Source organism: Gelidibacter maritimus, from assembly GCF_014062315.1.
GTDB classification, from domain to species: domain Bacteria; phylum Bacteroidota; class Bacteroidia; order Flavobacteriales; family Flavobacteriaceae; genus Gelidibacter; species Gelidibacter maritimus.
Map to the genome: position 1 here is coordinate 40,526 of NZ_JACGLT010000016.1, position 21,981 is coordinate 62,506.

Sequence of the window (21,981 nt, forward strand, 5' to 3'; positions counted from 1 at the left end):
CAATCCGCAATCATTTTCACGTTTTTGGAGGGTAATCCTTTTAAAATGGAAGCTGTTTTGTTAACAAGTAACATTTTTTAAACCCACAAATAATTGTATTTTTACGGCGACTAAAACCAGAAAATTTAATGGGTAAAATCATTGCAATAGCCAATCAAAAGGGAGGTGTTGGTAAAACAACAACATCGGTAAATTTAGCCGCTTCCTTGGGCGCTTTAGAAAAAAAAGTATTATTGATAGACGCCGATCCACAAGCCAATGCCTCATCTGGCTTAGGTATTGATGTTGACAACGTAGAAATGGGTGCTTATCAGCTTATTGAACATTCGTCAAAGGCAGAAGACTGCATTATCCCTACAAGCGCACCCCACGTGGATATCATTCCAGCCCATATAGATCTGGTGGCTATTGAAATTGAATTGGTTGACAAAGAGCAACGTGAGTACATGCTCAAAAATGCCATTCATCACCTTAAAGACCAGTACGATTATATTTTGATCGATTGTGCGCCATCTTTGGGCCTCTTGACTTTAAACGCCCTTACAGCGGCTGATTCGGTCATCATTCCTATTCAATGTGAGTATTTTGCCTTGGAAGGACTGGGTAAATTATTGAACACTATTAAAAGTGTACAGCGAATCCATAATAAGGAATTAGATATAGAAGGCATGTTATTGACTATGTATGACGCGCGACTTCGTTTATCAAACCAAGTGGTTGAGGAGGTACAAAAGCATTTTAGTGATATGGTATTTGAGACCATCATTCAGCGAAATGTACGATTGGGAGAAGCACCAAGTTTTGGAGAAAGTATTATCAATTATGATGTGAGCAGTAAAGGCGCTACCAATTATTTAAGTTTAGCAAAGGAAATTATTAAAAAGAACGATTAATGGCGAAGGCAACAAAAAAACAGGCGTTAGGAAGAGGATTATCAGCACTTTTAAAAGACCCATCAAATGATATTCAATCGGTTCAGGATAAAAATGCCGATAAAGTCATTGGAAATATTGTGGAGTTGGAATTAGAGGCCATTGAAATCAATCCTTTTCAACCGCGAACCAATTTTAACGAAGAAACACTTAAGGAATTAGCTTCTTCTATCAAAGAATTGGGGGTCATCCAACCCATTACCGTTAGAAAGCTTGATTTCAACAAATACCAATTGGTTTCGGGAGAGCGTCGTTTTAGAGCTTCCAAATTGATCGGGTTGCCAACCATTCCGGCCTATATCAGAATTGCCAACGATCAGGAGTCCTTAGAAATGGCTTTGGTGGAAAATATCCAACGTCAGGATTTAGACCCTATTGAAATTGCCTTATCCTACCAACGTTTGATTGATGAAATACAATTGACCCAAGAACAGATGAGCGAGCGCGTGGGTAAAAAACGTTCCACTATAGCCAATTATCTTCGCCTTTTAAAGTTAGATCCTATCATACAAACCGGCATGCGGGACGGATTTATCTCAATGGGACACGGCCGTGCCATTATCAATATAGAAGACCAATCCGAGCAACTCGACATTTACGAAAAAATACTTTCTGATAAACTATCAGTGAGAGACACGGAAGCCTTAGTAAAAAACTATCATAATAAAAGCGAAGCCAAACCATCTAAAAAATCAGAATTACCCGCTTTTGTTAAAAATGGCGTAAAAGAGTTTTCAGAATACTTTGGACACAAAATCAACGTTAAAGTAAGCAAGAATGGTAAAGGAACCATAAGCATTCCCTTTCATTCCGAAGAGGATTTTAACCGGATCAAAAAACTTGTTCAAAGTGCCAAATAATCGCCTTTATACATCCCTTTTTTTTATATTTTTTGCTTCTTTCTACGCATTTTCGCAAACTCCTGCTGATAGTATTCCAACAGATACCTCAAAGGAGATCCCTGAAGAACTTGTGGTTGACAGCATTATACGGAAGCCCATGAATATTTTGGCGCCATCGCGTGCAGCGTTTTACTCGGCGGTATTACCGGGATTGGGACAAGCGTACAACAAAAAGTACTGGAAAATACCGATTGTTTATGCAGCTATCGGAACCGGCGTCTATTTTTACTTAGACAATGACAAAACCTACGACCGCTATCGGAGCGCCTATAAACGCCGATTGGCAGGGTTTACCGACGATGAGTTTTATGGTGATGGCACAACGCCGAGGGTGTCTAGCGAAGGCCTTATTAGAGCACAGAATACGTTGCGTCGAAACAAAGAATTAGCGCTGTTAATTACCATCGGACTCTATGCACTTAACATTATTGACGCCAACGTAGATGCGCATTTGCTTCAATATAATTTAGATGAAAATCTAGCATTAAAGCCGCATTTTAAATACAACGAACAAGAGAATTCTACCAATTTGGGAATGACCTTGAATTTTAAATTTTAATCATAAAACGTGCATGCTAGAATTACACCGAAGGAATTAATGAATAGTAATCAGTATGCCTCCGTTAAAGGAAATTAAGTATAAACACATGAAAATAGCTCTTTTAGGTTATGGCAAGATGGGAAAGACCATTGAACAGATAGCCCTCCAAAGGCAACATGACATTACTTTAAAAGTTGACAAGGACACGGAAAGTTATGTCCTCGAAAATGTAGATGTTGCCATCGATTTCAGTACGCCTGACGCTGCTGTAGATAATATAACCAATTGTTTTAACCATAATATTCCTGTTATTTCCGGAACAACAGGATGGTTAGAGCACTATGATGATGTGGTTGCTTTATGCAAGGAAAAAAATGGCACTTTCCTATATGCATCCAATTTCAGTTTAGGCGTGAATATCTTTTTCGAATTGAACCAAAAACTCTCTCAACTTATGGTAAATCTTCCAGAATATGACATTAGCATGGAAGAAATTCATCATACCCAAAAGCTTGACGCGCCAAGTGGTACGGCAATTACTTTAGCAGAAGACATTCTTAAGAACTCAAAATATGGCACTTGGACCTTAGATGCTGCAAAACCAAAAGACTTGCATATCAATTCCAAACGCATTGACGATGTTCCGGGAACCCATGAAGTAGCCTATAAATCGTCAGTAGATACCATTGAAATTAAACATACTGCACATAACCGCGACGGATTTGCTCTTGGTGCTGTGATTGCTGCAGAATGGATTGCAGGAAAAAAAGGGGTGTTCTCAATGAAAGATGTGTTAAACATTGGTTAACTTATTGGTAGTATTTTAATTACGATTTATCATTTACAATATATTTGTTTTACGGGATTTAAAACCTAACCATTAAACCCGTTATTTTCAAATTAATAACAGCAATCAGATGACATTTACAGAATGGTTTATTTTCTTTTGCGTGATTCAGGTCAATCACGGACTTGGCACATGGAAATTATACATTAAAGCAGGCCAACCGGCTTGGACGGCTTTTGTACCGGTATATAATGCCGTGATTTTAATGAAAATCATCAATCGGCCTTGGTGGTGGACCATTTTACTTTTCGTGCCAATTGTCAATTTGATCATGTTTCCGGTAGTTTGGGTAGAAACCGCAAGAAGTTTTGGAAAAAACACCACTACCGATACGGTTTTAGCACTTATTAGTTTAGGGTTTTACAATTATTACCTCAATTATGTGGCCGATGTAACCCATATTAAAGACCGTAGCTTACATCCAAAGTCGGCTGCGGGCGATTGGATCAGTTCCATATTGTTCGCTATTGTTGCGGCAACCATAGTCCATACTTATTTCATTCAACCTTTTACCATTCCGACCTCCTCATTGGAAAAGACCTTATTGGTGGGCGATTTTCTATTTGTCAGCAAATTCCATTATGGGGCAAGACTTCCAATGACCACGGTGGCAGCACCAATGGTGCATGACACCATCCCGATATTAAACATCAAATCTTACCTTTCAAATCCTGAACTGCCTTATATGAGGCTTCCAGGTTTTCAAAAGATCAAGCGTAATGATATTGTTGTATTTAACTGGCCAGTTGATACCATGTTAGACATGCGCCATACCGATAAGTTCTACTATAAACCCATTGATAAAAAGACCAATTATGTAAAGCGTAGTGTAGGAATTCCTGGCGATACCCTCTCCATAAGAAATGGTTACGTTTACATAAATGGAAAACAAAATGTCTTGAACGATCGCGCACGGATTCAGTTTTCCTATGATGTCACTTTTAAAGGACAAATTGCTTCAAATGCACAGGTTTATGACATCCTGAAACGCTTTGATATGACTGATGGATTGGGCTATGATCAACAGACCGAAAAATGGATCATTCCTGCAGCGACGGAAGAAGCCGTGGCCAGAGCAAAAAATCATCCCAATATTGCTTCCATAGAAATCAGAAAGGACTCTATGGACCATCGCGATTCTATGATATTCCCTATGAATCCGGCCTTTAATTGGAACAATGATTATTTCGGACCTCTATACATCCCTGAAAAAGGAAAGAGCATCACTTTAACAGCTGAAAACCTTCCGCTGTACAAACGGGTCATTGAAGTTTATGAAGGACGTAACCTCTCAGTAAATGGCAATCAAATCAGCATTGATGGCGAGATTACCAACCAATATACCTTTAAACAGGATTATTATTGGATGATGGGAGATAACCGTCACAACTCACAGGACTCCAGGGTTTGGGGGTTTGTACCGTTTGACCATGTGGTCGGGAAACCCGTTCTGGTATGGATGAGTTGGGATGGGAAAAGTCCACGTTGGGAAAGGTTTTTCACCACCGTTGGAGGCAATGGAAAATTAGTGTCATACTTTGTTCCATTTCTTGTATTATTAGGGATTTGGTTTGGGTTTAATACATGGCGCAAGAGACGAGCCAATAAATAATAGTGCTCTATAATGGACATTCTACTTCACCCCACCTATTTCCCGAGCATTGCACAATGTGTCGCATTGGTACAGGCAGAAAAAGTGGTCTTTGAAGTCTGCGATAATTATCAGAAACAAACCTATAGAAACCGAATGAGCATCTATGGTGCACAAGGTAAATCGTCATTAACCGTACCAGTGGTCTATTCGCAAAAAAATAGACAGCGTTATGAGAATATTCTCATTTCAAATGATGAAAAATGGCAGGATTTACATTGGAAGTCCATTCAATCCGCTTATAGCAGTTCTCCATTTTTTGAATTTTACGAGCATGATTTGCTTCCTCTATTTTCTGAAGAATCAACACATCTGATGGATTTCAATTTCAAGTGTCTGGATGCCGTTTTAGAATGTCTGCAACATGAGATAAAGATTCAAAAGACGACGGAGTTTGAATTGAATCCTATCGAAAAAAGAGATTACCGCTATTTAGTCAATCATAGAAAAGAAACAGAACAGCCGTTTCAACCTTACGTTCAGGTATTTGATGACAAACATGGCTTTATCCCAAATCTGAGCATTCTTGATTTAATATTCAACGAAGGCCCAAATGCCTTACTCTATCTCGAAAAACAACAATTACCTCAATGATGCTACAATCTATTGTTCATTACGGAATTCATTTTGGGCTACCATTGCTTGTGGCATTTATATTTTTTAGATCCAATTGGAAGACTGCCTATTTGATCATGATTGCAACTATGCTTATTGATCTCGATCATCTTTTAGCAAGTCCTGTCTTTGATCCCGGGCGGTGTAGCATTAACTTCCACCCACTTCACACCTATTATGCGATGGCCGTATATGTGGGATTGTTATTTTTCAAAAAAACTAGAATCTTAGGCATAGGATTGGTCATTCATATCATCGCCGACGCTACAGATTGCTGGATGATGACAGTTTGAGATTGAAGCTTGACGATAGACACTTTCACGTCTGAAGCGTTTGCAAGGCAGGCAGACTGCTTACGCTACCTCAGCTTCACCTTGCTCATTATGGGGAAGTGGTCTGAAAGCTTAACATTATAAGTTCGAAACCCGTTGATATCAAAGTTCTGATCTACAAGGATAAAATCAATTCGCACCGGAAAGAATTTAAAATCGAATGTTCGTCCAAAACCATTCCCAGCTTCCACAAAAGCATCTCTTAAATAGTCGCCTTTAATCTTCTTATAGACATAAGAATAGGCCGTATTATTGAAATCGCCACAAATTATGGTTTTATAAGTACTGTTGGCCTTATGCTCCAAGAACAAATCCGCTTGCGCTTGCTGCATCCTAAATGTACTTCCGACACGTCTAAATAGATTTTCGGCTGCTTCGTTTTTTAATGGATCGGAATTGGCATCAATTTTTAAAGACTGTAAATGCACATTATAAATTCTAATAGTGTCCTTACCCCGTACCACATCAGCAAAAATAGCGTTATTATAAGTGCTTGGAAATTCAATGGATCCGGTATTGACAATTGGGAATTTAGAAAAAATGGCCTGACCATTTTTAATTCTTTCGCCCCCAACAGCTTCAAACCGATGGTAATCTTTTAGCTTCAACCCATCATCTGGCCTGTACTCTTGCATGCTGATGATATCCGGTTTCTTTTCCTGAATAAATTGGCTGATTTCTTGGGCAGCATCTATGTCCGGAATCCATTTAAAAACGTTGAACAGGCGTACATTAAAGTTCATTACGGCAATATTATCAATGTCATCAACTTGTTTTGATGCCGACATTTTATACAAGCTCGCCACATGATTGAAGCCAATTAGAAGAATAATTAAAGACAATAAGAGTTGTTTTTTAACCTTTAAAAGCCAATAGACTACAAACAGAAGATTAAGGATAATTAGAAACGGCACTGTGAGACTTAAGACTGATAAAAACGCAAAACGTTTGGGCTCAATGTATGGCAAAATATAGGCCAATAAAAGAATGGTTGCCGCAATGGAATTTAAGAAAAACAAAAACTTATCAATAAGATTCAGTTTTTTCATGGTTTTAATCTTTAGCCTTAAATAAAAAAGCTTTTTCTTCTTCGGTTAGGCTATCATAACCACTTTTGCTAATCTTGTCTAAAATGAGATCGATTTGCTTTTGCTTATTAAACTCCTTAAACTCTGATTTTTTGTGTCCTGCAACTGTACTTGATTTGCGCTTGTGGACAGTTTTTAACGGCGACTTCTTACCACCTTTAAAAAGGTTAGCAACTGCATCCATAAGTTTTTCAAAACCTTTTCCAATGTCATTTCCCTTGATCAATTGGGTGGCATAGAAATAGCCTAAGGCAACGCCTCCCAAATGAGCAATATTGCCACCTTGGTTTGAACCAAAAAGGCCAATGACGTCAAAAGCAACAAGCGCAACACCCAAATGCCATAGTTTAATGTTAAACACAATTAACCGTACTTGCGTATTAGGCATGTAAGCACATAAGAAAATCAATAAGGCCCTCACACCAGCCGAAGCGCCTACCAGGGCCGTTGCAGGCTTCAGAAAACCTTGTGGAAATACATTATAAGCAAACAGAAAAAAGAGTCCGCCCAAAATAATACCCAAAAAATAAATATTTAAAGTGAGTTTCGGACTGAATAAGTTGAGCATCATTTGCGAAACAAAGTAAAGCACCAACATATTGAACAGCAAATGAAATAAACCGTAGTGGGTAAAACCGTAGGTGATGATGCTCCACGGCTTAAATAGAAAATCGCCGGCATCTTTAGGCAATTCCAGCCAGTACAAACTTCCACCTGACTTAACAATTAATGACAGTAGTAGCCCAACCAAGAAAACAACTACATTGATAGCAATTATCTTTTCGAGCACGTTGAGATGCCTCAATTTCTCCTGAATATCCTGATTTAATGATTTCATCGGTCCCAACGGTTTTTATTGAATTGGGTCTTTTTCCAATACCACATCATTAAAAACCCAGTCAGCGCACCACCAAGATGGGCAGCATACGCGGTATTGCTCGGACTGAAGAATGATTGCCCAGTAACGGCAGAAATAAAATCCAATAAGATAATTCCAGGAATAAAATATTTCGCCTTAATAGGAATTGGTAAAAAAATCAGCATTAACTTAGATTCAGGGTATAACATCCCGAAAGCAACCAAAACCCCAAATATAGCACCAGAAGCCCCTAACATAGACGAGTTGAAAATATAAAACATAGACTGCAGCTGATCTGTTTGAGCCGCGTTAGCGCCTTGCATAACTCTGCCTGTAGACATTGTTTCATGAATTTGAGACGAGGTAAAGCCTGCGGAAAGCAAATCTGATTCTAAAGGCAAGTATTGTAGATAGTAAGTGCCCAACATGATTAAAGCCGCTCCCAATCCTGCAGAAATATAAAAAAAGATAAACTTCTTAGCCCCAAAAACCTGCTCCACTGCCGTACCGAACATCCATAATGCGAACATATTAAATAGGATATGCATGAAATTGCCATGCATAAACATGTGGGTAAAAATCTGCCAAAATTTAAAGGCATCATTCTTTGGAAAATGCAATGCAAACAAATCATCCAACAAACCTGGCTGCATGGTCATTTTGGCAATAAAAAATAATACATTGATAATGAGCAAATGCTTCACCGTATCTGTAATTCCTCTCATTCTTCTTTGATCTTTTCTTTAATTAAAATTACATAAATTTTCTGTCAACTTCATCAATTGTCATTGTAATAAAAGTAGCTCTATTAGCTGGAGAAACAGAAGGTGCCTTACATGCAAACAGACTATTTACCAGATGTTCCTGTTCTAAATTTGACAATGATTGCCCTGTTTTAATGGCCAAGCTCTTCGCCATGGATTTTGCCAGTAAATCTGCCGCACTAAAATGACTGTCAGGCACCTCCTGCTCCACGTCGCTGATAAGTTGCTCCAAAATCATGGAGACCTCACTATCAGGCACGTTAATAGGCAGCCCGGTGATTTCAACAAGCTGATCATCCATTGCCGCGAACACAAAACCAGTAGCCTCCAAATCGTCTTTCAATTGCTTTAAAATAGTCAATTCAGGGCCTGTAAAATGTAGTTGCAGCGGGAACAGCAGCTGCTGGCTCACTGCCTCCTTGACCGTCATGCTTTTTAACAAGCCTTCATATAAAATACGTTGATGTGCTCTATTCTGATCAATCATCAACATGCCTGATTTGATGGTGCTAATAATATATTTATTCTGAAATTGATAGGTGCTTTGCGTAGTTTCTATTTGGGACTTATCGTCAAATAACGACACCTCTTCTGGTTCACTTTCAAATTCAACCTGACTAAAATCTTGTGTGTCGCGGGTGCTTTTTGATTCTAAACCCACGTATAAGCTATCCCAATTATTGGGGGTTTGTTTTTTAAAGGCGGTTGTCTGTTTTCCTGATATCCGCTCTTCCCGAAACGGGTTATAATTTCTGTCCACCTCAACCGTAGGGGTGGAAGCACCTTTATCTTTGTAATTGTAAGGCGTATCGAGATTGGTATCATAATCAAAATCCAAAACGGGTGCAATATTAAACTGACCCAAACTATGTTTTACAGACGATCTTAAAATTGCATAAAGAGTATGTTCATCGTCAAATTTAATTTCAGTCTTTGTAGGATGGATATTGATGTCAATCGATTTTGGATCGACCGTTAGGTTTAAAAAATATATCGGATGATTCCCATCTTTAATCAACCCCTCAAATGCAGCGTTGATAGCATGATTCAGGTATGGGCTTTTGATAAAGCGATTATTGACAAAAAAAAACTGTTCTGCTCTACTCTTTTTTGCGAATTGTGGTTTGCCCACAAATCCTGATATTGTTAAGACTTCAGTGGTTTCCTCCACCGGCACAAGTTTCTCGTTGGTTTTTGACCCAAAAATATTAACCACACGCTGACGGTAGTTACTTTCTGGCAAATTAAAAAGCTCACTGCCATTGTGGTACATAGCAAAAACCACCTTAGGATGTGCCAATGCCACACGATGAAATTCATCAATAATATGGCGCAACTCGACCGTATTCGATTTTAAAAAATTACGACGCGCTGGAATATTAAAAAACAAATGCTTTACGGCAATGGAGGTTCCAGTAGGTGTTACTGTTACTTCTTGCCCTTTCACTTCGCTTCCTTCAATATTTAGTAGTGTACCCAGCTCATCGTCAGCCTGTTTTGACTTCAATTCCACATGGGCAATCGCGGCAATACTTGCCAAAGCTTCTCCTCTGAATCCTTTGGTATTCAAACTAAACAAATCATCTGCCGAACGGATTTTGGAAGTTGCATGGCGTTCAAAACTCAATCGGGCATCCGTAGCGCTCATGCCTTTCCCATTATCAATTACTTGAACCAAGGTCTTACCAGCGTCTTTAATAATTAATTTGATGGATGTGGCATCAGCATCAAGTGCGTTCTCCATTAATTCCTTGACCACAGAAGCTGGACGTTGCACGACCTCCCCTGCTGCAATTTGATTAGCAACATGATCTGGTAAAAGTTGAATGATATCTGACATTAGCCTTTTGAAAAGAATATTGACAAATCGAAGCCTATAATCAACAGAAAAATGAATATTAAAATCGCAACGATAATGAGCGTTCGTTTATTTGCCGAGGCATCAGGTGTATTTTTATAATCATCCCAAGCGTTTTCAAACTTACCTTTTAAACCAACCTTTCCAACCGTCTTTCTGTACTCATCAAATTTATGTTTGATCTCAAAAGGATTCTCCTCCCCTTTGTAGTAACGCGGGGTATAGTTGAATTTTTTGTTTTGACGTGTTTTAAAGATGCTCATAATTTTTAAATTTCGTAGTTACTTAAAACATACCAAATAACAATTACCATACCTAAAAAAATAAGGAGCATGGGTAATGTTCGCACTTTTCTCTTGCGCTGTCTTTTTTGACGCCATTTAGATTCAAACTCAACAGCATGGTCTTTCTGATGCTCTCTAAGGTGTCTTGGCGTATAATTGAAACGTTTAGGTTGACGTTGTTTAAATAAATTCACGATGGAACGCTTTGTCTTTGTGAACTTCAAATGTACTCAAAATACGAGGAAAAACGATGCTTTAACTGCTAAAAATTGTTAATAAAAGAGTTGGAAGGTAGGGTGACCGATGACGGGCGAGTTAAGGTCTGATGATCGTTATTGCTGAAAGTTCCTTCTACAGAGTTTCGTCAAGAGTTGCATTATAGGACAAAAATCATTCGTGGTTCCGACAATTATCGGGGCGTGGTTAAAAACACACAACTGATTGCCCAATGCCAACTGTGGTCTCCATCTACCTACTCAGGACTGACCACTAAAGCATAAACACTATAAACGGCGTAACGTCGCCATTTTGATCGCAGCTACAGCTGCTTCAATCCCTTTATTACCGTGTTTTCCACCAGATCTTTCAATAGATTGCTGCATTGTATTGTCTGTCAACACGCAAAAAATTACTGGTGTGTCGTGCATCACGTTCAAATCTTTGATACCATTGGAAACGGCTTCGCACACAAAATCAAAATGTTTGGTTTCACCCTGTATTACGCAACCTATGGCAATTACCGCATCTACCTGATGCTCTTGCATCTTTTTGCTGCCATAGATCAATTCGTAACTCCCAGGAACATGCCAACTGATGATATTATCAGTTAATGCGCCATGCTCTATCAACGTCTCAATAGCGCCTTGATGAAGATTATCCGTGATATTACTATTCCATTCTGAAACAACAATCCCAAATCGAAAGTCTTTCGCATTTGGGATTGTGTTTTTATCGTACTCTGATAAATTTTTATTTTTTGTTGCCATTTTTACAAACTTGCTTGCGCTTTTCCGATAAAGACATCAATATTGTTAGCCTCCTTAGAGTTTGGATAGTTTTCCTTTATCGTTGTGAAGTGATCTAACGCTTTTTTACTTTTTCCTAAATTTAAGGCGACGTTACCCGCTTTAAATAAAAACATTGGCGTGGTATAATTGTTTTTTTCCATGTTAGCTGCTTTTTCATAATAATTTAAAGCATCTTCAGGTTGGTTCAATTGAACAAATGCATCTCCAATTCTTCCGCTTGCAATTGGTGCCAATATTTCATCCTTACTTGAGAAGTTACCCAAATATTTAACTGTATTTGTATAATCATTTAAGCTGTAATAAGCCATTCCTGCATAGTAGTTAGCCAAATTAGCAGCTGGTGTTCCGCTATATTCATCAATAATATCCAACATACCGTACTTTCCTTCACCGCCATTCAAAGACAAGGTGTATAATGAATCTTTAGCAGCTACACCGTTAAGGGCTTGCTCAAAGTATTGTTGCGCTCTGTACATCTCGTTCATGGCTTCGCTCGCCTTTGGCTCTGCAACAAACTTGTTATAAGCCAAATATGCCAAAACAACAATTACAATCGTTGCCACCGCACCAATAATATAATTCTGGTTCTTTACGGCCCATTCTTCGGTTCTTGAAGCGGATTCATCCAAGGTGTTAAATACCTCAGCCGTTGTTGAATTTTCTTCTAAAGCCTCTGTTTTCTCAGCCTTCGTTTTCGGTTTGTAACCTCTTTTCTTATAAGTTGCCATATCGTCATAATTAATGCGCCGCAAAATTAAAATTTTTATTGGTATATAAAAGGTATATTATTTGTTATTTTTCAATAATTTGCACTTCCTTTCGCAATGTTGATACCCAATCTTTTTTTAAAGCGAATTTTTACATGATATTACAGTCACTTTCCTTACTCAATTACAAGAATTTCGATAGTCAAAATTTCACTTTTGACCATAAGATCAATTGTTTTGTAGGCGCCAACGGCATTGGTAAGACTAACGTTTTGGACGCAATTTACCATCTGTCTTTCGGAAAAAGTTATTTCAATCCGATAGCCTCTCAGAACATTAAACATGGTGAGGACTTTTTTGTGGTGGAAGGCATTTTCGAGAAAGACAATCGTGAAGAAAAAATTCTTGTGTCATTAAAAAAGTCGCAAAAAAAGATCATTAAACGAAATTCTAAGGCTTATGAACGATTTAGTGAGCATGTTGGCTTCATCCCTTTAGTCATTATTTCGCCAGCCGATAGAGATTTGATCATTGAAGGTAGTGAGACCAGACGAAAATTTATTGATAGTGTGATCTCGCAAAGCGATAAAAATTACCTCAATTTGCTTATTAATTACAATAAGGTTTTACAGCAGCGAAATGCCCTACTAAAGTACTTTGCATTGAACAATACATTTAATGCACAAACGCTTGAAATTTACAATGAGCAATTGCATACTTATGGTTCCGAAATATTTACCATCAGAAAAGCTTTTTTGGAAACCTTTATACCCATTTTCAAAACCCGTTACAATGCTATCAGCAACCATCAAGAACCCGTCCATTTAAGCTATAAAAGTGATTTGTTTGAAAACGACCTGGATTCTCTTTTAAAAATCAATATCAATAAGGACAAGGCACTTCAATACACTTCCGTAGGGATACATAAAGACGATTTAAGTTTTGAAATCGACGGTTTTCCAATTAAAAAATTCGGGAGTCAAGGCCAGCAAAAATCGTTTTTGATTGCCTTAAAATTGGCGCAATTTGATTTTATAAAACAACAGAGTGGCTTTTCTCCTATTTTGCTTTTGGACGATATTTTTGATAAATTAGATGAAAATCGCGTGGCACAAATCATTGCGCTGGTCAACAACAAAAATTTCGGACAATTGTTTATTAGCGATACGCATGCCGATCGGACCGAAGCTATTATCAAACAGGTACACCAATCTTATAAGATATTTAAGCTAGAATAAAAAAAACAAAATTTAAAATCTAAAATTCCAATCGTGTTCAATAATTTTGATAATTACTACTTGAATTTTGGAAACTGAATACATAACAATCCTATGAAAAAATTTTTAATCTTAACTTTTGGGCTGGTTTTATTAAGCTGCTCTCATGACCCAAACAGCTTAATTAAGCATCTGGATGGCTATTGGGAAATTGACGAAGTAACCATGGCTGATGGCACCAAACGCGAATACACATACAATGATACGGTAGATTATTTTAGCATTACAGACAGCCTGACTGGATTTAGGAAAAAGATGAAACCAAATTTTAACGGCACCTACACCACTTCTGACGATTCTGAAGAACTTGAACTGAAAATTGAAAATGACAGTCTACATATTTATTACACCACCCCTTTTGCCAACTGGAAAGAAACCGTTTTAGAGGCAACCGAAGAAAAGTTATTAATTATAAATGACCAAAAGACAAAATATCTCTATAAGCGCTTTGAGCCAATAACTGTGGAGAAGTCAATTTCCTTATCTGCCGAGAAACCAACAAAAACTATAATTCAAAATGGCAAAACGTAACAAAGACCAGCTTTCAATCAGCGACCTCGTTAAGGAATTTGTGGATTCCAACCGGCTCCAATCAGGTTTGGACAATGTAAACGTCAAAGAAGCTTGGGCGCAAATGATGGGCAATGGTGTCAACAATTACACTACGGCCATTCAATTAGAGCGCGATACGCTTTATGTACAACTCAGCTCTAGTGTTTTAAGAGAAGAGCTCAGTTATGGCAACCAGAAAATCATTAAAATGCTAAATGAAGCACTCGGTAAAGAGGTGATTAAAAAATTGGTGCTTCGTTAAAAGGGAAGGTTTTGCATGCTTCGAAAAGCAAGTAATTTAGCAGTTAGGTTGTTATTCCAGCAATTATTCTTATTTTCAAGATCCTAACTAATTTTTTTTATGAAATATTTTAAACTTCCACTGGCATTAGTGCTCACGTTAGTGGTTTTTTATGGTCTCAACAGCAAATTTGGCAGTACGCCGCCAATGGGCAAGTTCCTCAGTCCCAATCAAGGATTTTGGCAAAATGAGCAAGATGAAGACCTCAACACCACCATGCAAATAATTGGCCTGGAACACGAGGTCACTGTTCATTACGACAAACATTTGATTCCGCATGTATTTGCGCAAAACAACCCCGATCTTTATCGTGCACAAGGTTATTTGACCGCCAAGCACCGCTTATGGCAGTTAGAATTTCAAACTTTTGCTGCTGGCGGACGCTTAGCAGAAATTTTAGGAGAACAAGCGCTGGACTATGATCGACAAGAGCGCCGACGGGGAATGGACTATGGCGCAGAAAAAGCGCTGCTAAAAATGCAGGAAGACCCTGAAACGCTAAGCTATATTGAAGCCTATCGTGATGGTGTAAATAGCTATATCAATGAGTTAGATCCTAAAGACTATCCAGTGGAATATAAATTACTGGACTACGCACCCGAGCCTTGGACCATAAAAAAAACAGCCTTGTTGCTGATGTATATGACCAAAATGCTGGCTGGGCGAGAGTCTGATCTGGAACACACCAATGCACTGGCAAAATTTGGAAAAAAGCGCTACGATCTGTTATATCCAGATTTTTATGATGTTAACGACCCTGTCATCCCGAAAGAAACCGACTGGGGCTTCATAAACATAGAGATGCCGGCAACCCCCGAAGGCCAAACTTCTTCAGACTCCATTTCCATTACAGAAACCATTGACAAACCCCATGCACAAAATGGAAGCAACAACTGGGCAGTTTCTGGAGAAAAGTCCTATTCTGGTCATCCTATTTTGGCCAATGACCCACATTTAAGCCTCAATCTTCCCGCCACCTGGTATGTCATGCAATTGGCAACGCCTGAACACAATAGCTATGGCGCCACCCTCCCTGGGGCATTGGGCATTATTTCGGGCTACAACAACCATATCTCATGGGGCGAGACCAATGCTACCCGCGATGTAATTGATTGGTACAAAATTGAGTTCAAAGATGATAGCAGAAAAGAATATAAGCATGATGGGCAATGGAAGAAAACCAAACAGCGGATTGAGGAAATCAAAATCCGAAATAGAGAAACTCTTTATGACACCATCATTTACACGCACCACGGTCCTGTTGCCTATGACCATAATTTTAAAGGCGATAATGTCAAAGCTGGATATGCCATGCAGTGGGTGGGACATATTGGTGGAAACAATCAGCGAACTTTTATAAAATTAAATGAAGGAAAAAACTATGACGATTATCTCGATGCGCTTAAAACCTATACCGCTCCCGCCCAGAATTTTGTATTTGCCTCTACTGAAGGCGATATAGCCTTATGGATCCAAGGTCAATTTCCCAACAAATGGAAAGGACAAGGCAAATTTTTATTGGACGGCAGTAATCCGAAACATGATTGGCAGAGTTTTATTCCTCAAGAATTCAATGCCCATTCCAAAAACCCCGAGCGCGGTTTTGTAAGCTCTGCCAATCAGCATCCCGTTGATCCTTCCTACCCGTTTTATGTTTACAACGATGGTTATGAAACCTATAGAAACCGGGTTATTAATGACTTTTTTAGATCTAAGGACAAATTTGACATTCAGGATTTCAAGGATTTACAGAATAATAATTACAATTTAAAAGCGTCAGAGTTGTTATCTTATATTTATACTACTATGGATACTTCAACTTTGACTGACGAAGAAACGGACATTCTAAATATCATTAAGTCATGGGATTTCTATAGTGAAATAGATCAAATGGCTCCAAGCATTTGGGAAAGCTGGTGGACAAAGTTGGAGAAGATTGTCTGGGATGAATTTGATGCCGATAGTTTGGCAATGCTAAAACCATACACCTATCAAACCATTTATATGCTTAAAAACCATCCACAGGACGAATTAATGGATATTCTGAGCACACCCAAAAAAGAAACTGCGCAAGACTTATTCTTGATCACTTTTAAGGAAACAGCAGAAGAACTGACGGAATGGAGAGCTGAACACGGCGACTATAAATGGGGACCATACAAAGCAACTTATGTGGGCCATTTGTTACAAGCTTTACCCGCTTTTTCACGTTTTGACCTAAATATTGGCGGCGATTATAATACCGTTAATGCCGCTTCAAAAAACCACGGTCCTTCTTGGCGAATGATTGTAGAAATGACCTCGCCTCCAACCGGCTATGGTATTTATCCAGGTGGGCAGTCCGGTAACCCCGGCAGCAAATATTATGACAATTTCATCGACCGATGGGCTGCGGGAGACTATATGGACTTGTTGTTTATGCAAGACCAACAAGACACTCAAGACATTATTGCAAGTCAAACCCTAACTCCAAAACAATGAAAAAGAATTTTATCAATTTTATAGTCACCTTGATCATTGCCCTTATCCTATCTCAATTCTTGCCTTGGTGGCACGTGATGGTCGCAGGTTTTGTTTCTGCCCTATTTTTTAGCTTAAATCGTACTGCAGTATTTTTTATTCCTTTTATTGCTATTTTTCTATTCTGGATAGCATATGCCTTTTGGTTGAGCCAAGCGAATGATTTTATATTAGCCGAGAAGATTGCCGTGCTATTACCTTTGGCCGGTAGCTGGTTGGCATTGCTTTTGGTTACAGGCCTTATCGGTGGTTTTTCGGCAGGAATTGCCGCCATCTTGGGAAAACAATGTCGTATGCTGGTCAAACGATAGAGCGTAATTATTTACATAAAAAACCGAACAGTTATGAAAAGCCTTTTAATAGTTATTCTGCTGCCTTTATTCGCATTAAATATCCAAATCAACTCCAACAATTTCGTTGGCAAGTGGGTTGGTGACGACAAGAACACGGTTGGTACGATTATTTTTGATAAGGATGGTTATGCGGCTTTTGAAATTGACGAACAATTAATTGGGGGAAAGGAGTTTGTGTTACATGGTAAAAAAGGCCAAATGACCTACAGCATAAATAAAGAAACCAAACCCTTTCAAATTGATTTCACACTTACAAAACTCGCTTCAGGTGAACAAAAAACCATATTGGCAATTGCCGAATTTATAAATGCCGATGTTATCAATTTTGCTGTTTCCTTTGATAACATCAGACCAACATCATTTGACGACGGCAATGGCATCATCTTGACTCGTGATAAACCATGACCACAGATACATGACCACAGATAAAAGAATTATTTTCTGGAAATTAATAGTCCTTATTGTATTTATTGACAACAGCTTACCATTATCCCACAGCAACTTCAGATATATAAGCACCAAATTAATCTAACTTGAGCGGATAAGAGCGTCAATTTTTACCAGTCCCACATTAGAATCTTCTCGTCCTTAAAAAAAAGATGCACTAAAACACCTTTTGTATACTATTTGGCACTATCTTTGAATTATTATATACAATTAATTTAATATTTTATTACAATGAGTAAAGGAACAGTAAAATTTTTCAACGATGCTAAAGGCTTCGGTTTTATCGTAGAAGAAGGAAACAACAAAGAACATTTTGTTCACATTTCAGGATTAATCGACGAGATTCGTGAAGGCGATGAAGTTGAATTCGATCTTACAGAAGGAAAAAAAGGATTAAACGCAGTTAACGTAAAAGTTATCTAATATATAAGCTTTTTTAAATGATAAAGCCCCGCAACTGATGTTGTGGGGCTTTTTGTTTATGGAAATTTATCGCTAAAGAAGCAACATAAAAAAAGGCTTGAAACATATTGCTCCAAGCCTTATATATGCAAAAGGTTCTAATCCTTAAAACATCTCTCTTCCAGCAAAATGGAATGCGCTTTCAATAGCAGCATTCTCATCACTGTCACTTCCATGAACGGCATTTTCGCCAATAGAAGCTGCATAGAGTTTACGGATGGTGCCTTCCGCTGCATCAGCAGGGTTTGTAGAACCAATCAAGGTTCTGAAATCTTCAACAGCATTGTCTTTTTCTAAAACAGCAGCCACAATCGGTCCGCGTGTCATATATTCTACCAATTCGCCGTAGAAAGGTCTTTCGCTGTGAACAGCATAAAATTCCTTGGCATCAGCAGTAGTCATCTGAGTTAATTTTAAGGCTACAATTTTAAAGCCCGAAGCACTGATTTTATCCAAGATTGCGCCAATGTGTCCTTTTTCGACGGCATCTGGCTTTAGCATTGTAAACGTTCTATTAGTTGTCATATTTATAATTTAATTAATTCTGATTTATATTAGGGATTAGGTATGGTCTTGGCTCTTGATTCATTGTTCTTTATTCTTTATTCTATTTTCCTTATCCTTGGCTCATCCTCTTGATTCTTGATTCTTAGTACGTAATTCTTTATTCCTAACACTCAATTCTCACAAGTCATCCATAAATTTCGTGCAAAAGTAAGGCATTTATAACTAAAACCATAATATGAAACTTAAAAAATTGTATCTTCGCACGCTATGACCGAACACGATATTAAAGAAATTAAGGCCTTACTAATTGCGCCAAAACAGATCGTCATTGTACCACATAAAAATCCTGATGGAGATGCCATGGGCTCTACTTTGGGACTCTATCATTATCTTATAAAGAACAATCATAAAGCAACGGTTATTGCACCAAATGATTATCCGGATTTTTTGAAATGGCTTCCGGGCCAAGACAATGTAGTCATTTATGAATCTGATCGATCTCATGCAGAAAACCTTATAGAAAAGGCTGATCTTATATTTACCTTAGATTTTAATGCTCTGCATCGTGCTGGCGAAATGGAAACGCCTTTAAGCAATTCTGAAGCCGTAAAAATCATGATTGACCATCACCAACAACCGGACTCTTATGCCGAATATATGTTTAGCGATGTGTCCATGAGTTCCACGTGCGAGATGGTGTATCGTTTTATAGATATGCTTGGTGATAAAGGGACTATTAATGAACAAATTGCCACATGTCTTTATACTGGAATTCTAACAGATACAGGATCATTTAGATTTCCATCGTCTACCAGTACTACACATTTGGTAGCTGCCGATTTAATTGATAGAGGTGCCAATCATTCCGACATATATAATTCCATTTACGATACCAATAGTTATGAACGCTTACAACTATTAGGTGTTGCGCTCAAAAACCTCAGAGTCATCCCGGAATATAGAACAGCTTATATCACGCTTTCACAAGAAGAGCTGAACGCATCCAATTTTAAGAAAGGAGACACCGAAGGTTTTGTAAACTACGGCCTTTCAATCAAAAATGTAGTTTTTGCGGTCATCTTTATTGAGCACAAACAAGAAGGTATCGTTAAAATATCATTCCGTAGTGAGGGGTCATTTTCGGTCAACGAATTCTCACGACAAAACTTTGGAGGTGGTGGGCACACCAATGCAGCGGGTGGCAAAAGTGACCTCAGTTTAAACGATACTGTTGAAAAATTTATTAGTATATTACCACGCTATAAAAACACCCTTATCTCATGACCAGAGCCATTTTACTCATTCTTGTCCTAACCTTTAGCGTCAGCGGCTGTAAGTCTCCCGAAGCCAGAAGACCAATTTCACAAAAATCGGGTTCGTTCATAAAAATATCAGCAGAACGGAATAAAAAACTCTATGCTGAAGAGTCCGAACAGATTAAAAACATCATAAAAAAAGATACTTCAAAAACCTATTTCGCTTCAGAAAGTGGTTTCTGGTATTACTATAATACCAAAGTTGAGAAAGATACCATTACCCCTAATTTTGGTGATATTGTCAATTTTGATTACGACGTCAAGGACTTCAATGGCAATGCCATCTATTCTGATGATGACATCCATCCGCGTGATTATGCCATGGATCAGGAGGAAATATTTACGGGACTTAGAGAAGGATTAAAATTGATGAAACCGGGTGAAACCGTTACCTTTTTATTTCCATCCCAAAAAGCTTATGGTTACTATGGTGACAAAAACAAAATTGGCACCAACACTCCAGTCATCTGCGAAGTGACCGTAAATTCAATAATTCAAAACCAAAACGATTAAAACTATGCGATTGATTAAAAAGGCATTTGGCCTCCTATTACTAATGCTTCTTGTATCGGCAACGGCCTGCAAGGACAAATATCCAGATTTAGAAGATGGATTGTACACAGAAATTATCACCAATAAAGGAACCATGGTCCTCCGTTTGGAATACCAAAAAGCTCCTGTAACAGTGGCAAATTTCGTTTCTTTGGCCGAAGGTACCAACACGCTTGTGGACAGTGCCTACATTGGTAAAAAATTCTACAACGGATTGATTTTTCACAGAATTATTGACGAATTCATGATCCAAGGTGGTGACCCTACGGGAACTGGCAGTGGCAGCCCAGGATATAAATTCAACAACGAAGTTTCACAGGATCTGTTGCACGACAAGTTGGGCACGCTTTCCATGGCTAATTCAGGGCCCAACACTAACGGAAGCCAGTTTTTTATTACGGAAGGTCCAACACCAAATTTAGATGGTGCCTACAATGTTTTTGGATATTTGGTAATGGGAGAAGATGTGTTGCATACATTGGCGGGTGTGGAAACCTCAAAGCCTGGCGACAAACCCGTAGAAGATGTGGTTATGGAAGAAGTTAACATCATCAGAAAAGGAAAAGATGCCAAAAACTTTAATGCTCCAGTCGTTTTCAAAGATCATTTTGCTGAGGCTGAAAAAGCGGAAAAAGAACGTGTGGCTAAAGAGGAAGAAGCACAGCGAATCAGAGCTGAGAAAAGTGCCGCTGCGGCAGCTGACATGAAGCCTGCATTGGAAACTTACGAAGGCAAATCAAAGACCTTGGCTTCTGGATTAAAAATGTTTAACATCACCAAAGGTTCCGGTGCTAAACCAAGAACTGGCCAAACCGTAAAATTGAATTACGAAGGTTATTATACTGATGGACGTTTGTTTGATAGTAATGTAAAAAGCGTTGAGGAGCATTACGGCATGTACAATGAGCAAAAAGACCAAGCGCAAATGTACAATCCAATGCCAATGCAAATTAGTCCGGATGCTCAAATGATCCCTGGATTTAAGGAGGCGGTCAATCAGATGCAAGTTGGCGATAAATCATTCTTTTATCTGCCATCACATTTGGCTTATGGCGAACGTGGAAATCGTGTGATTCCACCTAATACAGATTTGATTTTCATCATTGAAATGGTAGAAATCCAAGAATAAAATTATAAAGCTCACTGTTTGGCGACAGGCAGGCAAAATCCAATCTTTAGAAATTGGAAAACAAAAAAGCAGCGTTGAAAAATTTCAACGCTGCTTTTTTTATATACTCTCTTAGCTCAGAGTAATTTTAAAATAATAACTTGTCTTATTGCTCCCC

25 protein-coding genes are annotated in these 21,981 nt (G+C 38.5%); 17 read left to right on the forward strand and 8 right to left on the reverse strand.

The features are described 5' to 3' along the window. The first annotated feature begins 128 nt into the window (after positions 1–128). The 7 genes from H3Z82_RS16035 to H3Z82_RS16065 all read left to right on the forward strand — a co-directional run bounded on the left by H3Z82_RS16035 (position 129) and on the right by H3Z82_RS16065 (position 5,781). The gene (locus H3Z82_RS16035; RefSeq protein WP_182206516.1) at positions 129–893 is read left to right on the forward strand and encodes a ParA family protein; all 765 of its coding nucleotides are present in this window, start codon (positions 129–131) and stop codon (positions 891–893) included. Then, a complete protein-coding gene (locus H3Z82_RS16040; RefSeq protein ID WP_182206517.1) occupies positions 893–1,792 on the forward strand; it encodes a ParB/RepB/Spo0J family partition protein in 900 nt (299 codons plus the stop codon). The genes H3Z82_RS16035 and H3Z82_RS16040 overlap by 1 nt, the downstream gene beginning before the upstream one ends. Next, positions 1,782–2,393, forward strand: coding sequence for a DUF5683 domain-containing protein (locus tag H3Z82_RS16045; protein WP_394368119.1), 612 nt, complete (start codon positions 1,782–1,784; stop codon positions 2,391–2,393). Before H3Z82_RS16040 ends, H3Z82_RS16045 begins: the two co-directional genes overlap by 11 nt. A gap of 88 nt (positions 2,394–2,481) precedes the next feature. Beyond that, positions 2,482–3,183, forward strand: coding sequence for a 4-hydroxy-tetrahydrodipicolinate reductase (gene dapB, locus H3Z82_RS16050; RefSeq protein WP_182206518.1), 702 nt, complete (start codon positions 2,482–2,484; stop codon positions 3,181–3,183). A gap of 109 nt (positions 3,184–3,292) precedes the next feature. Beyond that, positions 3,293–4,834, forward strand: a complete 1,542-nt coding sequence (gene lepB / locus H3Z82_RS16055) for a signal peptidase I (protein WP_182206519.1) — start codon at positions 3,293–3,295, stop codon at positions 4,832–4,834. Positions 4,835–4,846: 12 nt separating this feature from the next. Next, positions 4,847–5,467 carry a WbqC family protein gene (locus H3Z82_RS16060; protein ID WP_182206520.1) on the forward strand — a complete coding sequence of 207 codons (621 nt, stop codon included), beginning with the start codon at positions 4,847–4,849 and terminating at the stop codon, positions 5,465–5,467. Beyond that, positions 5,467–5,781, forward strand: a complete 315-nt coding sequence (locus H3Z82_RS16065) for a DUF6122 family protein (RefSeq protein ID WP_182206555.1) — start codon at positions 5,467–5,469, stop codon at positions 5,779–5,781. Before H3Z82_RS16060 ends, H3Z82_RS16065 begins: the two co-directional genes overlap by 1 nt. A 65-nt stretch (positions 5,782–5,846) precedes the next feature. On the opposite strand, the gene H3Z82_RS16070 is transcribed toward H3Z82_RS16065, so the two are convergent. The 7 genes from H3Z82_RS16070 to H3Z82_RS16100 all read right to left on the reverse strand — a co-directional run bounded on the left by H3Z82_RS16070 (position 5,847) and on the right by H3Z82_RS16100 (position 12,429). Next, the gene (locus H3Z82_RS16070; RefSeq protein ID WP_182206521.1) at positions 5,847–6,869 is read right to left on the reverse strand and encodes an endonuclease/exonuclease/phosphatase family protein; all 1,023 of its coding nucleotides are present in this window, start codon (positions 6,867–6,869) and stop codon (positions 5,847–5,849) included. 4 nt (positions 6,870–6,873) lie between these two features. After that, positions 6,874–7,746 carry a rhomboid family intramembrane serine protease gene (locus tag H3Z82_RS16075; RefSeq protein WP_182206522.1) on the reverse strand — a complete coding sequence of 291 codons (873 nt, stop codon included), beginning with the start codon at positions 7,744–7,746 and terminating at the stop codon, positions 6,874–6,876. After that, positions 7,743–8,492: a rhomboid family intramembrane serine protease gene (locus tag H3Z82_RS16080; RefSeq protein ID WP_182206523.1), complete on the reverse strand. Its 750-nt coding sequence runs from the start codon at positions 8,490–8,492 to the stop codon at positions 7,743–7,745. The genes H3Z82_RS16075 and H3Z82_RS16080 overlap by 4 nt, the downstream gene beginning before the upstream one ends. Before the next feature lie 28 nt (positions 8,493–8,520). Then, complete coding sequence (mutL, locus tag H3Z82_RS16085) at positions 8,521–10,371, reverse strand: DNA mismatch repair endonuclease MutL (RefSeq protein WP_182206524.1); 1,851 nt, start codon at positions 10,369–10,371, stop codon at positions 8,521–8,523. Then, positions 10,371–10,652 (reverse strand): riboflavin synthase subunit beta, encoded by a 282-nt coding sequence (locus H3Z82_RS16090; protein WP_182206525.1) that lies wholly within the window; start codon positions 10,650–10,652, stop codon positions 10,371–10,373. The genes mutL and H3Z82_RS16090 overlap by 1 nt, the downstream gene beginning before the upstream one ends. 524 nt (positions 10,653–11,176) lie before the next feature. Then, on the reverse strand, positions 11,177–11,659 hold the full coding sequence (gene ribH / locus H3Z82_RS16095) for a 6,7-dimethyl-8-ribityllumazine synthase (protein WP_182206526.1): 483 nt from the start codon (positions 11,657–11,659) through the stop codon (positions 11,177–11,179). 2 nt (positions 11,660–11,661) lie between these two features. Beyond that, entirely contained in the window at positions 11,662–12,429 is a 768-nt protein-coding gene (locus tag H3Z82_RS16100) for a tetratricopeptide repeat protein (protein ID WP_182206527.1), read from the reverse strand. Positions 12,430–12,563: 134 nt separating this feature from the next. Between H3Z82_RS16100 and recF the strand changes: the two genes are divergently transcribed. The 7 genes from recF (at position 12,564) to H3Z82_RS16135 (ending at position 18,281) form a co-directional block, all read left to right on the forward strand. Further along, entirely contained in the window at positions 12,564–13,646 is a 1,083-nt protein-coding gene (gene recF, locus H3Z82_RS16105; RefSeq protein ID WP_182206528.1) for a DNA replication/repair protein RecF, read from the forward strand. A gap of 93 nt (positions 13,647–13,739) precedes the next feature. Next, positions 13,740–14,216 (forward strand): lipocalin family protein, encoded by a 477-nt coding sequence (locus H3Z82_RS16110; protein WP_182206529.1) that lies wholly within the window; start codon positions 13,740–13,742, stop codon positions 14,214–14,216. Then, a complete protein-coding gene (locus tag H3Z82_RS16115) occupies positions 14,203–14,499 on the forward strand; it encodes a DUF721 domain-containing protein (protein ID WP_182206530.1) in 297 nt (98 codons plus the stop codon). Before H3Z82_RS16110 ends, H3Z82_RS16115 begins: the two co-directional genes overlap by 14 nt. 99 nt (positions 14,500–14,598) lie before the next feature. Further along, a complete protein-coding gene (locus H3Z82_RS16120) occupies positions 14,599–17,019 on the forward strand; it encodes a penicillin acylase family protein (RefSeq protein WP_182206531.1) in 2,421 nt (806 codons plus the stop codon). After that, complete coding sequence (locus H3Z82_RS16125; RefSeq protein ID WP_182206532.1) at positions 17,016–17,369, forward strand: hypothetical protein; 354 nt, start codon at positions 17,016–17,018, stop codon at positions 17,367–17,369. The genes H3Z82_RS16120 and H3Z82_RS16125 overlap by 4 nt, the downstream gene beginning before the upstream one ends. Before the next feature lie 33 nt (positions 17,370–17,402). Continuing rightward, positions 17,403–17,816: a hypothetical protein gene (locus H3Z82_RS16130; RefSeq protein ID WP_182206533.1), complete on the forward strand. Its 414-nt coding sequence runs from the start codon at positions 17,403–17,405 to the stop codon at positions 17,814–17,816. 273 nt (positions 17,817–18,089) lie between these two features. Continuing rightward, the gene (locus H3Z82_RS16135; RefSeq protein ID WP_027125508.1) at positions 18,090–18,281 is read left to right on the forward strand and encodes a cold-shock protein; all 192 of its coding nucleotides are present in this window, start codon (positions 18,090–18,092) and stop codon (positions 18,279–18,281) included. 144 nt (positions 18,282–18,425) lie between these two features. Here the strand turns inward: H3Z82_RS16135 and H3Z82_RS16140 are convergent, their stop codons facing one another. Continuing rightward, positions 18,426–18,845, reverse strand: coding sequence for a nucleoside-diphosphate kinase (locus tag H3Z82_RS16140; RefSeq protein ID WP_182206534.1), 420 nt, complete (start codon positions 18,843–18,845; stop codon positions 18,426–18,428). A 249-nt stretch (positions 18,846–19,094) separates the two neighbouring features. Between H3Z82_RS16140 and H3Z82_RS16145 the strand changes: the two genes are divergently transcribed. Genes H3Z82_RS16145 through H3Z82_RS16155 form a run of 3 tightly spaced genes read left to right on the forward strand, consistent with a single transcriptional unit; the run spans position 19,095 to position 21,824 of the window. Then, positions 19,095–20,111 (forward strand): DHH family phosphoesterase, encoded by a 1,017-nt coding sequence (locus tag H3Z82_RS16145; RefSeq protein WP_182206535.1) that lies wholly within the window; start codon positions 19,095–19,097, stop codon positions 20,109–20,111. Then, positions 20,108–20,656, forward strand: a complete 549-nt coding sequence (gene gldI, locus H3Z82_RS16150; RefSeq protein WP_182206536.1) for a gliding motility-associated peptidyl-prolyl isomerase GldI — start codon at positions 20,108–20,110, stop codon at positions 20,654–20,656. The genes H3Z82_RS16145 and gldI overlap by 4 nt, the downstream gene beginning before the upstream one ends. Before the next feature lie 4 nt (positions 20,657–20,660). Next, entirely contained in the window at positions 20,661–21,824 is a 1,164-nt protein-coding gene (locus H3Z82_RS16155) for a peptidylprolyl isomerase (protein ID WP_182206537.1), read from the forward strand. The last annotated feature ends 157 nt before the right edge of the window (positions 21,825–21,981 follow it).

Coding starts and splice junctions, on each gene's coding strand:
- H3Z82_RS16120 (WP_182206531.1), top strand. CDS start 14,599: ATGAAATATTTTAAACTTCCACTGGCATTAGTGCTCACGTTAGTGGTT.
- H3Z82_RS16145 (WP_182206535.1), top strand. CDS start 19,095: ATGACCGAACACGATATTAAAGAAATTAAGGCCTTACTAATTGCGCCA.
- H3Z82_RS16125 (WP_182206532.1), top strand. CDS start 17,016: ATGAAAAAGAATTTTATCAATTTTATAGTCACCTTGATCATTGCCCTT.
- H3Z82_RS16100 (WP_182206527.1), bottom strand. CDS start 12,429: ATGGCAACTTATAAGAAAAGAGGTTACAAACCGAAAACGAAGGCTGAG.
- H3Z82_RS16070 (WP_182206521.1), bottom strand. CDS start 6,869: ATGAAAAAACTGAATCTTATTGATAAGTTTTTGTTTTTCTTAAATTCC.
- H3Z82_RS16155 (WP_182206537.1), top strand. CDS start 20,661: ATGCGATTGATTAAAAAGGCATTTGGCCTCCTATTACTAATGCTTCTT.
- H3Z82_RS16075 (WP_182206522.1), bottom strand. CDS start 7,746: ATGAAATCATTAAATCAGGATATTCAGGAGAAATTGAGGCATCTCAAC.
- H3Z82_RS16130 (WP_182206533.1), top strand. CDS start 17,403: ATGAAAAGCCTTTTAATAGTTATTCTGCTGCCTTTATTCGCATTAAAT.
- H3Z82_RS16080 (WP_182206523.1), bottom strand. CDS start 8,492: ATGAGAGGAATTACAGATACGGTGAAGCATTTGCTCATTATCAATGTA.
- H3Z82_RS16035 (WP_182206516.1), top strand. CDS start 129: ATGGGTAAAATCATTGCAATAGCCAATCAAAAGGGAGGTGTTGGTAAA.
- H3Z82_RS16110 (WP_182206529.1), top strand. CDS start 13,740: ATGAAAAAATTTTTAATCTTAACTTTTGGGCTGGTTTTATTAAGCTGC.
- H3Z82_RS16115 (WP_182206530.1), top strand. CDS start 14,203: ATGGCAAAACGTAACAAAGACCAGCTTTCAATCAGCGACCTCGTTAAG.
- recF (WP_182206528.1), top strand. CDS start 12,564: ATGATATTACAGTCACTTTCCTTACTCAATTACAAGAATTTCGATAGT.
- H3Z82_RS16140 (WP_182206534.1), bottom strand. CDS start 18,845: ATGACAACTAATAGAACGTTTACAATGCTAAAGCCAGATGCCGTCGAA.
- H3Z82_RS16060 (WP_182206520.1), top strand. CDS start 4,847: ATGGACATTCTACTTCACCCCACCTATTTCCCGAGCATTGCACAATGT.
- ribH (WP_182206526.1), bottom strand. CDS start 11,659: ATGGCAACAAAAAATAAAAATTTATCAGAGTACGATAAAAACACAATC.
- H3Z82_RS16040 (WP_182206517.1), top strand. CDS start 893: ATGGCGAAGGCAACAAAAAAACAGGCGTTAGGAAGAGGATTATCAGCA.
- H3Z82_RS16065 (WP_182206555.1), top strand. CDS start 5,467: ATGCTACAATCTATTGTTCATTACGGAATTCATTTTGGGCTACCATTG.
- H3Z82_RS16135 (WP_027125508.1), top strand. CDS start 18,090: ATGAGTAAAGGAACAGTAAAATTTTTCAACGATGCTAAAGGCTTCGGT.
- mutL (WP_182206524.1), bottom strand. CDS start 10,371: ATGTCAGATATCATTCAACTTTTACCAGATCATGTTGCTAATCAAATT.
- dapB (WP_182206518.1), top strand. CDS start 2,482: ATGAAAATAGCTCTTTTAGGTTATGGCAAGATGGGAAAGACCATTGAA.
- H3Z82_RS16090 (WP_182206525.1), bottom strand. CDS start 10,652: ATGAGCATCTTTAAAACACGTCAAAACAAAAAATTCAACTATACCCCG.
- gldI (WP_182206536.1), top strand. CDS start 20,108: ATGACCAGAGCCATTTTACTCATTCTTGTCCTAACCTTTAGCGTCAGC.
- lepB (WP_182206519.1), top strand. CDS start 3,293: ATGACATTTACAGAATGGTTTATTTTCTTTTGCGTGATTCAGGTCAAT.